Annotated in this window: 11 protein-coding genes and 1 tRNA gene; 4 read left to right on the top strand and 8 right to left on the bottom strand. The window is 63.9% G+C overall.

Annotation, left to right across the window (positions count from 1 at the left end):
- Positions 1 to 17: 17 nt before the first annotated feature.
- From frr to rpsB, 4 genes are all read right to left on the bottom strand, one after another.
- A complete protein-coding gene (gene frr, locus AC1D1Y_RS06030; protein WP_436154238.1) occupies positions 18 to 578 on the bottom strand; it encodes a ribosome recycling factor in 561 nt (186 codons plus the stop codon).
- A gap of 49 nt (positions 579 to 627) precedes the next feature.
- Positions 628 to 1,338 carry a UMP kinase gene (pyrH, locus tag AC1D1Y_RS06025; protein WP_036838012.1) on the bottom strand — a complete coding sequence of 237 codons (711 nt, stop codon included), beginning with the start codon at positions 1,336 to 1,338 and terminating at the stop codon, positions 628 to 630.
- 63 nt (positions 1,339 to 1,401) lie between these two features.
- The gene (gene tsf, locus AC1D1Y_RS06020; protein ID WP_477681552.1) at positions 1,402 to 2,316 is read right to left on the bottom strand and encodes a translation elongation factor Ts; all 915 of its coding nucleotides are present in this window, start codon (positions 2,314 to 2,316) and stop codon (positions 1,402 to 1,404) included.
- A gap of 126 nt (positions 2,317 to 2,442) precedes the next feature.
- Positions 2,443 to 3,195 carry a 30S ribosomal protein S2 gene (gene rpsB / locus AC1D1Y_RS06015; RefSeq protein WP_007866397.1) on the bottom strand — a complete coding sequence of 251 codons (753 nt, stop codon included), beginning with the start codon at positions 3,193 to 3,195 and terminating at the stop codon, positions 2,443 to 2,445.
- A gap of 189 nt (positions 3,196 to 3,384) precedes the next feature.
- Here rpsB and AC1D1Y_RS06010 point away from each other — a divergent pair, with 189 nt between their 5' ends.
- The 3 genes from AC1D1Y_RS06010 to AC1D1Y_RS06000 all read left to right on the top strand — a co-directional run bounded on the left by AC1D1Y_RS06010 (position 3,385) and on the right by AC1D1Y_RS06000 (position 7,667).
- Positions 3,385 to 4,737: an amidase gene (locus AC1D1Y_RS06010; protein ID WP_477681551.1), complete on the top strand. Its 1,353-nt coding sequence runs from the start codon at positions 3,385 to 3,387 to the stop codon at positions 4,735 to 4,737.
- 119 nt (positions 4,738 to 4,856) lie between these two features.
- Entirely contained in the window at positions 4,857 to 6,116 is a 1,260-nt protein-coding gene (locus AC1D1Y_RS06005; protein ID WP_477652191.1) for a D-amino acid dehydrogenase, read from the top strand.
- A 51-nt stretch (positions 6,117 to 6,167) separates the two neighbouring features.
- On the top strand, positions 6,168 to 7,667 hold the full coding sequence (locus tag AC1D1Y_RS06000; protein ID WP_477681550.1) for an NAD(P)H-hydrate dehydratase: 1,500 nt from the start codon (positions 6,168 to 6,170) through the stop codon (positions 7,665 to 7,667).
- Here AC1D1Y_RS06000 and AC1D1Y_RS05995 read toward each other — a convergent pair.
- Both AC1D1Y_RS05995 and rnr read right to left on the bottom strand, forming a co-directional pair.
- A complete protein-coding gene (locus AC1D1Y_RS05995) occupies positions 7,664 to 8,221 on the bottom strand; it encodes a YggT family protein (RefSeq protein WP_477681549.1) in 558 nt (185 codons plus the stop codon). The genes AC1D1Y_RS06000 and AC1D1Y_RS05995 overlap by 4 nt on opposite strands.
- 60 nt (positions 8,222 to 8,281) lie before the next feature.
- Positions 8,282 to 10,603, bottom strand: coding sequence for a ribonuclease R (gene rnr, locus AC1D1Y_RS05990; RefSeq protein ID WP_477681599.1), 2,322 nt, complete (start codon positions 10,601 to 10,603; stop codon positions 8,282 to 8,284).
- Positions 10,604 to 10,770: 167 nt separating this feature from the next.
- Here rnr and AC1D1Y_RS05985 point away from each other — a divergent pair.
- A tRNA-Leu gene (locus tag AC1D1Y_RS05985) sits at positions 10,771 to 10,855 on the top strand.
- Positions 10,856 to 10,987: 132 nt separating this feature from the next.
- Here the strand turns inward: AC1D1Y_RS05985 and rimO are convergent.
- Positions 10,988 to 12,397: a 30S ribosomal protein S12 methylthiotransferase RimO gene (gene rimO / locus AC1D1Y_RS05980; RefSeq protein ID WP_477681548.1), complete on the bottom strand. Its 1,410-nt coding sequence runs from the start codon at positions 12,395 to 12,397 to the stop codon at positions 10,988 to 10,990.
- A gap of 173 nt (positions 12,398 to 12,570) precedes the next feature.
- Complete coding sequence (gene phaR / locus AC1D1Y_RS05975) at positions 12,571 to 13,185, bottom strand: polyhydroxyalkanoate synthesis repressor PhaR (protein ID WP_477681547.1); 615 nt, start codon at positions 13,183 to 13,185, stop codon at positions 12,571 to 12,573.
- Positions 13,186 to 13,247: the final 62 nt, after the last annotated feature.

Here is a 13,247-nt window from a genome sequence, read left to right as displayed (position 1 = left end):
GGCCGGACGCTGAAGCGTCAAACCGCCATGATGTCTTGTTCCTTGCCGGCGACCAGTTTGTCGACTTCGGCAATGAAACGGTCGGTGAACTTCTGGATGTCTTCCTGCGCGCGGCGCTCGTCATCCTCGGAAGCCAGTTTGTCCTTGACCAGCTTCTTGATGCCGTCGTTGGCATCGCGGCGCAGGTTGCGGATGGCGACCTTGGCGTGTTCACCTTCGCCGCGTACAACCTTGGTGAGCTCCTTGCGGCGCTCTTCGGTCATCGCCGGCATGGGGACGCGGATCAAATCGCCCTGCGCCGCCGGGTTGAGGCCCAGGTCGGAATCGCGGATGGCTTTTTCGATCTTGGCGCCCATGCCTTTTTCCCAGGGCGAGACGCTGATGGTGCGCGCATCGAGCAAGGACACGTTGGCCACCTGACTGATGGGCACCATGGAGCCGTAGTAATCCACGTGCACGGTGTCGAGCAGACCGGGGTTGGCGCGGCCGGTGCGGATCTTGGTGAGGCCGTTCTTGAACGAGTCGATGGACTGCAGCATTTTTTGCTCTGCCAGCTGCTTGACTTCAACAATGCTCATGGTCGAATCTCCGGATTTTTATAGCGAAAAAAAGCAAGCCAAAGAAGGGTCAGACGTGAACCAGCGTTCCCTCGTCTTCGCCCTGCACCACCCGCTTGAGCGCGCCGTGCTTGAAAATGCTGAACACCTTGATGGGCAGCTTCTGGTCGCGGCACAACGCAAAGGCGGTGGCATCCATGACCTCGAGGTTTTTGCCCATGGCCTCATCAAAGGTGATATTGGTGTAGCGCGTGGCCTTCGGGTCTTTCTTGGGGTCCGCAGTGTACACACCGTCGACCTTGGTGGCCTTGAGCACGATCTCGGCGCCGATTTCGGCGCCGCGCAGCGCGGCCGCCGTGTCGGTGGTGAAAAACGGATTGCCGGTGCCGGCCGCGAAGATGACGACCTTGCCCTCTTCGAGATACTGCAGGGCCTTGGGGCGTACATAGGGCTCGACCACACGCTCGATGCCGATGGCCGACATCACGCGGGCGATCAGGCCGGCCTTGTCCATGGTGTCACCCAAAGCCAGGGCGTTCATCACGGTGGCCAGCATGCCCATGTAGTCGGCGGTGGCTCGGTCCATGCCGACCGAGCCGCCGGCCACGCCGCGAAAGATGTTGCCGCCGCCTATCACCACCGCCACCTCGACACCCATACGGGTGACTTCGGCGATTTCCTCAACCATGCGCACGATGGTGGCACGGTTGATACCGAAAGCGTCGTCGCCCATCAGGGCCTCACCTGACAGTTTTAACAAGATTCGCTTGTAGGCTGGCATGTGAGGAGCTTTCTATGGTTAAAGTGAATTGGAGTTTAGCGGCCTTCCGGCTAGGCTGAGTGCTTAAGCGCCCTTGGCGGCCGCGACCTGGGCCGCGACTTCGGCGGCGAAATCGTCAACCTTCTTCTCGATGCCCTCGCCCACCACGTACAGCGTGAAGGACTTGATCGTGGTCGCCTTCTCCTTGAGCATCTGCTCGACGGTCTGCTTGTCGTTCTTGACGAAAGTCTGGTTGTACAGGCTGACTTCCTTCAGGTACTTTTGCACGCCGCCTTCGATACGCTTTGCAACAATTTCGGCGGATTGCACGGGCTTGCCTTCGGCCTGGGCCTTGGCGGCATCTTCAGCGGCCTTGGCGGCGGCCACCGAGCGCTCTTTGGCGACCAGTTCAGCGGGAACTTCGGCGCTGGACAGCGACACGGGCTTCATCGCGGCCACATGCATGGCGACGTCCTTGGCGGCGGCCTCGTCGCCTTCAAACTCCACCACCACGCCAATGCGCGTGCCGTGCAGGTAAGAGGCCAGCTTGCTGCCGCTGAAACGCTTGAAGCGGCGCACGCTCATGTTTTCGCCGATCTTGCCGATCAGGCCCTTGCGCACGTCTTCGACCGTAGGGCCGAAACCATCCAGCGACAAAGGCATCGCGCCCACGGCTTCCACGTCGGACGGGTTGTTCTTGACGATGCCTTCGACCACGGCTTTGGTGAAAGCCAGGAAGCTGTCGTTCTTGGTCACGAAGTCGGTTTCGCAATTGATTTCAACCAGCGCGCCCACATCGCCTTCGCGGTGCGCGGCCACAACACCTTCGGCGGTGACGCGGGAGGCGGCCTTGCCGGCCTTGCTGCCGAGCTTGACGCGCAGGATTTCTTCCGCTTTTTCGAAGTTGCCTTCCGCCTCGGTCAGTGCCTTCTTGCACTCCATCATCGGGGCGTCGGTTTTGGCGCGCAGTTCAGCGACCATGCTTGCAGTAATTGCCATTTTGATTCTCCGTTTTGTCGTGTTCACAGGGACGGGCCGACAGGGCCCGCCCCTTCTTGATGCTTAAGTTGTGAAAAAGGGGCTACGCGAGCCCCTTTTTCGCGTCTGGCGCAGAGCCGAAAACTATCAGGCGGCTGCGTTGTCCACTTCCACGAACTCGTCCGAGCTCTCAGCCGACACGGCCTTGACGACGTCGTTCACGGCGTTGGCACGGCCTTCGAGGATCGCGTCGGCGATACCGCGGGCGTACAGCGCCACAGCCTTGGAGGAGTCATCGTTGCCGGGGATCACGTAATCGATGCCGATAGGCGAGTGGTTGGAGTCCACCACACCGATCAGGGGAATGCCGAGCTTCTTGGCTTCCAGGATCGCGATTTTGTGGAAGCCCACGTCGATCACGAAAATGGCGTCCGGCAGTGCGTTCATGTCCTGAATGCCGCCGATGTCTTTTTCCAGCTTTTCGATTTCACGCTTGAAGGTCAGCTGTTCTTTTTTGCTGATGGAGTCGAGGCCGGCTTCTTGCTGGGCCTTCATCTCTTTCAGGCGCTTGATCGAGGTCTTGACCGTCTTGAAGTTGGTCAGCATGCCGCCCAGCCAGCGCTGGTCAACGTAAGGAACGCCGGCGCGCTTGGCTTCGGTCGCGACGATTTCGCGGGCCTGGCGCTTGGTGCCCACCATCAGGATGGTGCCGCGGTTGGCGGACAGCTGCTTGGCGAACTTCATCGCCTCCTGGTACATCGGCAGCGATTTTTCCAGGTTGATGATGTGAATGCGGTTGCGATGGCCAAAGATGTACGGAGCCATCTTGGGGTCCCAGAAACGGGTTTGGTGTCCGAAATGAACGCCTGCTTCCAGCATTTCGCGCATAGTGGTCGACATAAAAATACTCCAAAAGGTTGTGTCTAAAATCAGCGCTTATCGCCCCGAGGCTCTCTTTTTGAGATTCCCGGGACAACACCTTGGTGTGGCTGATTTGCGATTTGCATTGCAAACAACAGAATCGTCATTCGCAAAGCCTGTCGAGTATAACATCCTCCCGCACTCCTTTCCCGCACCTTCCCCATCCCCATGAGCCAGACTCCCTTCCCAGGCGACCTCCATGCCGTCCGCCAGGCACTCCAGGCGGGCCATGTGCAAGCCGCGGACATCCTGGCGCAGGCCGCCCAGGCTGCACAAAGCGAGGCTTGCCGGCATGTTTTCATGCCTGGCTCGCTGGCAAATCCGCCCGAAACGCCGAAAACCGCCCCGTCCGGCGATGCCTGGCCTGCCCTTGCGGGAATTCCGGTGTCCATCAAGGACCTGTTCGACGTGGCGGGCCAGGTCACCGCCGCCGGGTCCAAAGTGCTGGCGCAGTCCGCTCCGGCCCAGGCCGACTGCCCCGCGGTGGCGCGCCTGCGGGCCGCCGGTGCGGCACTGGTGGGCCGCACCAACATGGTCGAATTTGCTTTTTCGGGCGTGGGCATCAACCCGCACTACGGAACGCCCGCCAACCCGGCCGATCCGGTCACGCCTCGCATCCCGGGCGGCTCGTCGTCAGGCGCGGCGGTGTCGGTGGCCACGGGCGCGGCCCTGGTTGGGCTGGGCTCGGACACAGGCGGCTCGATCCGAATTCCCGCGGCCTTGTGCGGCATCGTCGGTTTCAAGAGCACGGCCCGCCTGGTATCAACCGCCGGCGCCCTGCCGCTGTCCACCAGCCTGGACACCGTGAGCGCCCTGACGCGCTCGGTGCGCGATGCAGTCACAGTGCACGAGGTGCTGGCGGCACGCCAGGTGAGGCTGGCCGGCAAACCGCTGTCCGCCCGCCGCCTGGCCGTGGCCCGGACGCAGATGCAGGATGCGTTGAGCCGCACGGTGGCCCAGGCGTTTGAGCGCAGCCTGCAGGTCTTGCGCCGGGCCGGCGCCCATATCGAGGAGATCATGCTGGAGGAAATCTCCGAACTGGGGGCCATCAACGCCACCGGCGGCCTGTCTGCGGCGGAAAGTTACGCCTGGCACCGCAGCCTGATCGCCGAACACCAGGCCAGCTACGATCCGCGTGTCGCGCAGCGCATCCTGCGTGGCGCCAGCATGAGCGCGGCCGACTACATCGACCTGGTGGCAGCCCGCAAGGCCTGGATCACCCGCATGGAAACCCGCCTGGACGGCTTTGATGCCGTGCTGTCGCCCACCGTGCCTCTCGTCGCGCCGCCGATTGCCGGCCTGCTCAACGACGACACCGAGTTTTTCAGGATCAACGGTCTTTTGCTGCGCAACACGTCCGTGGTTAACATGCTCGACGGCTGTGCCATTTCCCTGCCCTGCCACACGCCCGGCCAGTTGCCCGTGGGCCTGATGCTGTGGCATGCGGCGCTGCATGATGACGATGTACTGGACCTGGCCATGCAGGTGGAAGCCGCCCTGGCCCTGTCGCTGCAGCAATAATCGCCGCGGACCCATCCAGTTCGGGCCAGCGGCCTGCTTCACTTCATAAAAACAATGCAGAACACGTTTCCCTACCCCGAGCGCTCCGCCCCCACCCCACGCCGCCGCGGCGCCCTCGTATGAGGATCGCCGTCATTGGTGCCGGCATCATCGGCATCACCACCGCCTACGAACTGGCCCTGGACGGCCATGACGTCACCGTGTTCGAACGCCGCGGCGCGGCGGCCGAGGAGACCAGCTTCGCCAACGCCGGCCTGGTCGCGCCCGGCTACGTCACGCCCTGGGCCGCGCCCGGCATGCCGCGCAAGGTCCTCAGCCACCTGTTCAGCCGGCACGCGCCCGTCAAGCTCGCCCTGCCGCTGTCGGCCGGTGAACTGGCCTGGATGTGGAAATGGTTTCGCGCCTGCAAGCTCGATACCTACCTGGCCAATCGTGCACGCATGCAGCGCCTGGCCTTTTACAGCCGGGAACGACTGCACCACCTGACCGCCGAGCTGCAACTCGAATATGACGGCAGCCCCGGCTACATGGTCTTGCTCCGCTCCGAAAAGGATAGCAAATTGGTGCAGCCCGGCCTGGCGGTGCTGCGCGAAGCAGGCGTGGCCTTCAAGGAAATCGGCCCCGAGGAGGTTCTCAAGATCGAGCCGGCGCTGAACACGGACACACCCTTCCTGGGCGCGGTGCATCTGCCGAACGACGAGGTGGCCAACTGCCGGCAGTTTGCGCTGCTGCTGAAGAACGAAGCCCAACGCCTGGGCGTGAACTTTGAGTTCAACACCACGGTGGCCGGGCTGGAGCAGGCGCAACCCGCCAGCCTGCTCATCGCTGGTGAAAGCACACCGCGCGGCTTCGACCGGGTGGTCATGTGCGCCGGCCTGGCCTCGGCGCAGCTCTTGAGGCCGCTGGGCCTGAAAATCCCCATGGCGGCGGTTTACGGCTACTCCATCAGCGCACCGATTCGCGAGCCCCTGAACGCGCCACGCAGCGCGCTGATGGACGAACGCTACAAGGTGGCGATTTCACGCCTGGGCAATCGCGTGCGCGTGGCCGGCAGCGCCGAAATCGGCGGCTCGCTGGACAACAAACGGGCCGGCTCCCTGCAAACCCTTTACAAGGTTTTACATGACTGGTTCCCGGGTGCGGCCCAGCTCTCCAACATCGGCGCCAGCGTGCAGGAATGGAAAGGCGCCAGGCCCATGTTGCCTGACGGGCCGCCCATCATCGGCGACAGCGGCATCCCCGGGCTCTGGCTCAACCTGGGCCACGGATCCAGCGGCTGGGCGCTCAGTTGCGGCAGCGCGCGGGCGCTGGCCGATCTGATGGCAGGGAAAAGCACGGACATCGACATGGAAGGGCTGGACGTCGCTCGCCTTGCCTGAAACCCGGCGGGTCCCGTTCCTGCACGGCGCCCGGGGCCGCACAATCGGGCCATGCGAAGAATTTCCAGCGCCCTCAGCGAGCCGCTTCACAGCGTGGCGGCCACCCGCGAACTTGAACGGCTCGCCGCCGCAGGCCTGCCGCCGCACACGCTGATGCAACGGGCCGGCCTTTCGGTCGCCCGCCTGGCGCTGGCCCTGGCGCCGCACGCGCGCCGCATCTGGATTGCCTGCGGGCCCGGCAACAACGGCGGCGACGGTTTCGAGGCCGCCATGCACCTGCACCGCTGGGGCAAAAACGTGACCTTGACCTGGACGGGTCCGCCGCCCGGCAAAACCGGCCAGCCGAGCGACGCGCAGGCCTCGCGCGAACGCGCGCTGGCTGCCGGCGTGCCCATGGCCTCGGAGCCGCCTGAAGGCTTCGATTTCTGCATAGACGCCCTGCTGGGCATCGGCGGCACGCTGGACCCGGCCCGGCCCGGCACTGCCCTGATGCTGGAATGGCTGGCGCGCATGCAGGCCAGCGCCGCACCGCGGCTCGCAGTGGACGTGCCGACCGGCCTGGATGCCGACACCGGGGCTTTCAACCTTGAGCTTGCCGCGGCACCAGAGATATTTACCTTGAGCCTTTTGACCCTGAAGCCGGGGCTGTTCACCGCGAATGGCCGCGACCGCGCGGGTCAGGTATGGTTTGACGGCCTTGGCACGGCGCCCACCGGCGCGCTGGCACCCGAGGCCTGGCTGCTGGGCGCCGACCGGGCCTCGCAAGCCCCAAGGCATACCAGCCCGCACTCCAGCCACAAGGGCAGCTTTGGCAACGTGGCGGTGCTGGGCGGCGAATCCACCGCCCACAGCCACATGGCGGGCGCCGCGCTGTTGGCCGCGCGGGCCGCGCTGCACGTGGGCGCGGGACGGGTGTATGTGGCCCTGCTCGGCAAGCCGTCGCTCAGCACGGATCCCCAGCAACCCGAATTGATGTTCCACGCCCCCGAGGCGCTGGACCTGGCGCGGCAGGTGGTGGTGTGCGGCTGCGGGGGTGGTGACGCCGTGCGCGCAGTGCTGCCCAAGGTGCTGTCGGCGGCGCCCCGGCTGGTGCTGGACGCGGACGCACTCAACGCGATCGCGGCGGATACGCAGCTGCAAACCCAGCTCACGGCCCGCCACCACCGTGGCTATGTGACGGTGCTCACGCCCCACCCGCTCGAAGCCGCCCGGCTGGCAGGAAGCAGCGCCAAAGAAGTGCAAGCCAATCGGCTGGCGTCCGCCCGCCAACTGGCCGGGCGTTTTCAGTGCGTCGTGGTGCTCAAAGGCTCGGGGACCGTGATCGCCGCGCCGGGCAAGGCCAGCGCCATTAACGGCAGCGGCAATGCCCTGCTGGCCACTGCCGGCACGGGCGACGTGCTGGCAGGCATGCTGGGGGCCCGCATAGCCGGGGGATTGGGAGGTTTTGAAGCGGCATGCAGCGCCGTGTTTGCCCACGGCCGCATGGCCGATGAATGGCCGGCGGAGGCCGGCGGCCAGGCGCTGACGGCGTCAGCGCTGGCCGGCTGCTAGACGATGACCATCAAGGCAATCTGCAGCAGCACGATCAGCACCAGCGCCGAGATGTCGACCCCGCCCACGACAGGGATCACGCGGCGCAGCGGCGCCAGCACGGGTTCGGTCAGCCGGCCCAGCAAGGCATAGGCAGGCGAGCCGGGCTGTATCCACGAGAGGATGGCAAATCCCAGCACCAGGATGAACAGGGTTTGCAGCGCCACACGGACCAGCATCTTGAGCGCGAAAGACAGCAGCGTCAGCAAGACCAGGGGTGCCAGCTCAAGCGAACCCGGCAGCATGCCAAACAGCAGGGCCCACAGCAAGGCATAGGCCAGCGCCAGCACGGCGGCGGCAATCACACTGGCCCAGTCCACCCGCGACTGCGCCAGCGACCTGGGCAGTGCGCGGCGCAGCGGCTTGACCAGCCAGTCGGTCAGCGCCATCACAAAACTGCCCGGCTGGGCGCTCATGTTGACCCGGACCCAGTTCATCCAGGCCCGCAGCAGCGCCGCCGCAATCAGCAGAAAAAAAATGGTTTCAAGAAGAAACGACAGGATACGGATCAGCATGCGCGGCCTGCCCTGTACGAAAGAGGATGGGAAAAACAATCCATGGCTATTTCCGGACTCCTAGCGGCGCGGCTTCTTGCCCTGTTTGCGCCCGGCGCTGCCGGCGGCTTTCTTGACGGCCGCCTTCAGCGCCTGGATGGGCGACTTGGGCGTGCGTTCGCTGCCGGCGCCGCCGGTGCTTCGGCCTGAACCGCTGCTGCGGCTACTGGAGCGGGTTTCCGCGTGCTTGCCCGCCGGCTTCTTGCCGGCCTTGCCGGTCCGGGGTTCGCCGGCATGGCGCGCTGCGCCGCGTTCCTGGGCCGGCAGCTCCGTCGCATGGCCGCCGGTCTTGTCCTTCATGGCACGGCCGACCAGGTCCTGGCCCTCGTTCACCAGGCGGAAGTCAATCTTGCGGCCGTCCAGGTCCACCCGGCTGACCTGCACCCTCACCCGCGTGCCGATGGCGTAGCGGATGCCGGTGCGCTCSCCGCGCAGTTCCTGGCGGGCYTCGTCRAAGCGGAAGTATTCGCCGCCCAGTTCGGTAATGTGCACCAGGCCTTCGACGTACATCGCGTCCAGCGTGACGAAGATGCCGAAGCCCGTGGCGGCCGTGACGACACCGCCGAACTCCTCGCCGAGGTGCTCGCGCATGTATTTGCACTTGAGCCAGGCCTCGACGTCGCGGCTGGCTTCGTCGGCACGGCGTTCGTTGGCGCTGCAATGCAAGCCGGCCGCTTGCCAGGCGAGTTCATCGGCACTGGCTTTTTTCGGCTTCTGCGTCGGCTCCTTGACGCGCGAGGCCAGCCGTTTGGACAGCTTGGCCTCGGCCTCACCCGGGGTGGGCAGGGTCGGCAACTGGTATTTGGCCTTGTTCAGCACCGCTTTGATGACGCGGTGCACCAGCAGATCGGGATAGCGCCGGATCGGGCTGGTGAAGTGCGTGTAGGCCTCGTAAGCCAGGCCGAAGTGGCCGCTGTTCATGGGCGTGTAGATGGCCTGCTGCATGGAGCGCAGCAGCATCGAATGGATTTGCTGCGCGTCCGGCCTGTCCTTGGTGGCCAACGCGATCTTCTGGAATTCGCCGGGTTCCGGGTCATCGCTGATCGTCATGCCGACGCCAGCCACCTTCAGGTAGTTGCGCAGCATCTCCTTCTTCTCGGGCGTCGGGCCTTCGTGCACACGGTACAGGCCCACATGCTTGCTCTGGGAAATGAAGTCGGCCGAGCAGACGTTGGCGGCCAGCATGGCCTCCTCGATCAGGCGGTGGGCCACGTTGCGCGTGCGGGGCACGATTTTTTCGATACGTCCCGCTTCGTCGCAGACGATCTGCGTTTCGGTGGTTTCGAAATCCACGGCTCCGCGCACGCCACGCTCCTTGAGCAAGGCCTGGTAGACGTCGTGCAGGTCGAGCAGGTGAGGCACCAGTGTCTTGCGCTGCGCGGCTTCGGGGCCGCGCGTGTTGGCCAGGATGGCTGCAACCTCGGTGTAGGTGAAGCGCGCCTGGCTGAACATCACCGCCGGATAGAACTGGTAGGCATGGACCTCGCCCTTGGCGTTGACCAGCATGTCGCAGACCATGCACAGGCGCTCGACGTTGGGGTTGAGCGAGCACAGGCCGTTGGAGAGCTTCTCCGGCAGCATGGGAATCACCCGGCGCGGGAAATACACGCTGGTGGCGCGGTCATAGGCGTCGATGTCGATGGCGCTGCCGGTTTCCACATAGTGGCTCACGTCGGCAATCGCCACCAGCAGGCGCCAGCCCTTGCCGCGGCCGACCTTGGCCGGCTCGCAGTACACGGCATCGTCAAAGTCGCGGGCGTCTTCGCCGTCGATGGTGACCAACGGAACGTCGGTCAGGTCGATGCGGTGTTTTTTGTCGGCCGGCCGCACGGCGTCCGGCAGGGAACGGGCCAGGGCCAGCGCCTCGTCGCTGAATTCATGCGGCACGCCGTATTTGCGCACCGCGATTTCGATTTCCATGCCGGGGTCGTCGATCTCGCCCAGCACTTCCTTGACGCGGCCCACAGGCTGGCCGAACAGCGCCGGTGGCTCGGTGAGTTGCACCACCACCACCTGGCCGACTTTGGCCGTGCCGGTGGCGCCCTTGGGGATCAGCACGTCCTGGCCGTAGCGCTTGTCTTCGGGCGCGACCAGCCAGACGCCGCTTTCCTGCAACAGGCGGCCGATGATGGGGTTGGAGGAGCGCTCGATGATCTCGGTCACGCGGCCTTCAGGCCGGTTTTTGCGGTCATGCCGCACGATGCGCGCCTTGACGCGGTCCTTGTGCAGCACCGCGCGCATTTCGTTGGGCGGCAGGTAAATATCCGCCTCGCCGTCGTCGCGCAATACGAAACCATGGCCGTCGCGGTGGCCGGAAACGGTGCCCTCGAATTCAGCGAGCAGGCCGGAGGAATGGGCGGACGATCCGCCCGCATGAGAGTGAGTTGTTTTGATAAAAAGTCTCTATTTGTTGGAGGCTGCTGGCTTTGAGTATGCAGCCGAAATATTTCAGGAAAATTTGCGGGCCGAGGCCTCAGAAAGCATTCAAGTAATGGTACACTGCTAGCTGTGCCCGGGTGGCGGAATTGGTAGACGCGCACGGTTCAGGTCCGTGTATCGCAAGATGTGGAGATTCGAGTTCTCTCCCGGGCACCAGATACACCAAACAGCTTTGCCAGACTCTGAAACGAGCTCTGGAAGAAAGCAAGATTAAAGCCACTGTGACCCAGTGGCTTTTTTTGTGGCCGGACCCCATCTTCAGGTCCGGCTTTTCGTCCGCGGGCTTAATCAAACAGGTACGGCAATCAGGTCGTGGCCCTGGGTCCCGACGATGCGGGCCCGGGTGAATTCGCCGACTTTCAGCGTCTTGCTGATTTTCTCGGGCGGCAACAGCTTGACCACGCCGTCGATCTCGGGCGCATCGGCATAAGAACGCCCCGTGCCGCCCTTTCGGCCCAGCGCCGGGGCCGAATCCACCAGCACCTGCATGGTCGCGCCAATGCGTTGCTGAAGCTTCTGGCTGGACACCGCCTCGGCAACCGCCATGAAACGGGCGCGCCGCTCTTCACGCAATTCCATCGGCAGCATGCCGGGAATGTCGTTGGCCGTCGCGCCTTCCACGGCGCTGTAGGCAAAGCAACCTGCGCGGTCGATTTTGGCCTCGCGCATGAAGTCCAGCAGGTGCTCGAATTCCGCTTCGGTTTCACCGGGGAAACCGGCGATAAAGGTGCTTCGGATCACGATCTCTGGGCAGATTTCGCGCCAGCGCCCAATGCGCTCGAGGTTTTTTTCGCCGCTGGCCGGCCGCTTCATGCGCTTGAGCACATCCGGATGGCTGTGCTGCAGCGGAACGTCCAGGTAGGGCAATACCTTGCCGGTAGCCATCAGCGGCAGCACCTCATCCACACTGGGATACGGGTACACGTAATGAAGGCGCACCCAGGCACCGTAGGGCTCTGCGATTTCGCCCAACGCCTGCACCAGCTCCAGCATGCGCGTCTTGACGGGTTTACCGTCCCAGAATCCGGTGCGGTATTTCACGTCCACGCCGTAGGCCGAGGTGTCCTGGCTGATCACCAGCAACTCCTTCACGCCGCCCTCAAACAGTGCACGCGCCTCATTGAGCACGTCGCCGATCGGCCGCGACACCAGGTCGCCGCGCATTGAGGGGATTATGCAGAAGGTGCAGCGGTGGTTGCAACCTTCGCTGATCTTCAGGTAAGCGTAGTGCCGGGGCGTGAGCTTGATGCCGGCAATACCGAAGGCGTTGGGCACCAGGTCCACAAAGGGATCGTGCGGCTTGGGCAGGTTCAGGTGGACTGCGTCCATGACTTCCTGCGTGGCATGCGGACCGGTCACAGCCAGCACGCTGGGGTGCATCTGGCGCACCAGGTTGCCGCCGTCGTCGCCCGCCTTGGCGCCCAGGCAGCCGGTGACGATGACCCGGCCGTTTTCGGCCAGGGCCTCGCCGATGGTGTCCAGGCTTTCCTTGACCGCATCGTCGATGAAACCGCAGGTGTTGACGATCACCAGGTCCGCGCCTTCAAAGGTCTTGGAGGTCTGGTAACCCTCGGCGCTCAATTGCGTGAGGATCAATTCGGAGTCAGTCAGGGCTTTGGGGCAGCCCAGGCTGACAAAACCGACGCGCGGCGCGGCCTTGCTGTTGACTGGTGCGGATGGGGAAATAACTTCGCTCATGGGGTCTATTGTCTCAGGGCGGCAAGATTGATGGGGATCGCCAGAAATTCAATTGCCGGGATGCAGGGCAAGGCGCACGGAGCGCAGGAACCGGAATGCACTTGCGGTGCATGAGGATTCCGAGCGCCGCGCAACGCCGCCATGCGCCCGGAAATTGGGTTTATGGCGATTCCCTACTTTTTAAGGCCGAAGGCCTGCAGCATCTGCTCACTTTGTTTTTGCATTTGCTCCTGCATCTGCGTGAAAACGTTCTTGGATTGCTCCACATAGGTGCCCATCATGCCTTGCATCATGGGCGACTGGGCGTTCATGAACTGCGCCCACATTTCAGGGCTCAGCCCTTTGGACTGCTCGGCCATCTTGACCTGCAGATCCATGAAGCTCTGGACGTTTTTCTCCAGGTAGGCGCCCATGAAGCCCTGCATCGCGTTGCCGTAAAAACGGATGATGTTGGCCAGCACCGCTTCGGTGAACATGGGCTCGCCGCCGCTCTCTTCTTCAAGAATGATCTGCAACAGGATGCTGYGCGTCAGGTCTTCGTTGGTCTTGGCATCGCGCACCACAAAATCAGCACTGTCCATCACCAGTTGGCGAACCTCGGTGAGCGTGATGTAGGTCGACGTTTCGGTGTCGTAGAGTCGGCGGTTCGGGTACTTCTTGATCACGCGGGACGCCGCAGCCTTGCCGGCAGACCGGCCGCTTTTGGCGCCGGAATTGCCGTCGGCAGCCGCTTCGCCCTGTGAAGGCGGAAGGCCGGATGCCGGGCTGGTGGATTTGCTTTTTGGCACTGATTTCTCCTCTGAATGACGGCCGGCATTGAGATGCCGGAGTTCCATACATTCTAGGAATT

It is taken from the genome of Polaromonas sp. P1_G1, from assembly GCF_056405595.1.
This window is presented reverse-complemented; position numbering and strand designations above follow the sequence as displayed.

What these genes read in the sequence shown, in the direction of transcription:
- frr (WP_436154238.1), bottom strand. Translation starts at nt 578, where the DNA reads ATGAGCATTGTTGAAGTCAAGCAGCTGGCAGAGCAAAAAATGCTGCAG.
- pyrH (WP_036838012.1), bottom strand. Translation starts at nt 1,338, where the DNA reads ATGCCAGCCTACAAGCGAATCTTGTTAAAACTGTCAGGTGAGGCCCTG.
- tsf (WP_477681552.1), bottom strand. Translation starts at nt 2,316, where the DNA reads ATGGCAATTACTGCAAGCATGGTCGCTGAACTGCGCGCCAAAACCGAC.
- rpsB (WP_007866397.1), bottom strand. Translation starts at nt 3,195, where the DNA reads ATGTCGACCACTATGCGCGAAATGCTGGAAGCAGGCGTTCATTTCGGA.
- AC1D1Y_RS06010 (WP_477681551.1), top strand. Translation starts at nt 3,385, where the DNA reads ATGAGCCAGACTCCCTTCCCAGGCGACCTCCATGCCGTCCGCCAGGCA.
- AC1D1Y_RS06005 (WP_477652191.1), top strand. Translation starts at nt 4,857, where the DNA reads ATGAGGATCGCCGTCATTGGTGCCGGCATCATCGGCATCACCACCGCC.
- AC1D1Y_RS06000 (WP_477681550.1), top strand. Translation starts at nt 6,168, where the DNA reads ATGCGAAGAATTTCCAGCGCCCTCAGCGAGCCGCTTCACAGCGTGGCG.
- AC1D1Y_RS05995 (WP_477681549.1), bottom strand. Translation starts at nt 8,221, where the DNA reads ATGCTGATCCGTATCCTGTCGTTTCTTCTTGAAACCATTTTTTTTCTG.
- rimO (WP_477681548.1), bottom strand. Translation starts at nt 12,397, where the DNA reads ATGAGCGAAGTTATTTCCCCATCCGCACCAGTCAACAGCAAGGCCGCG.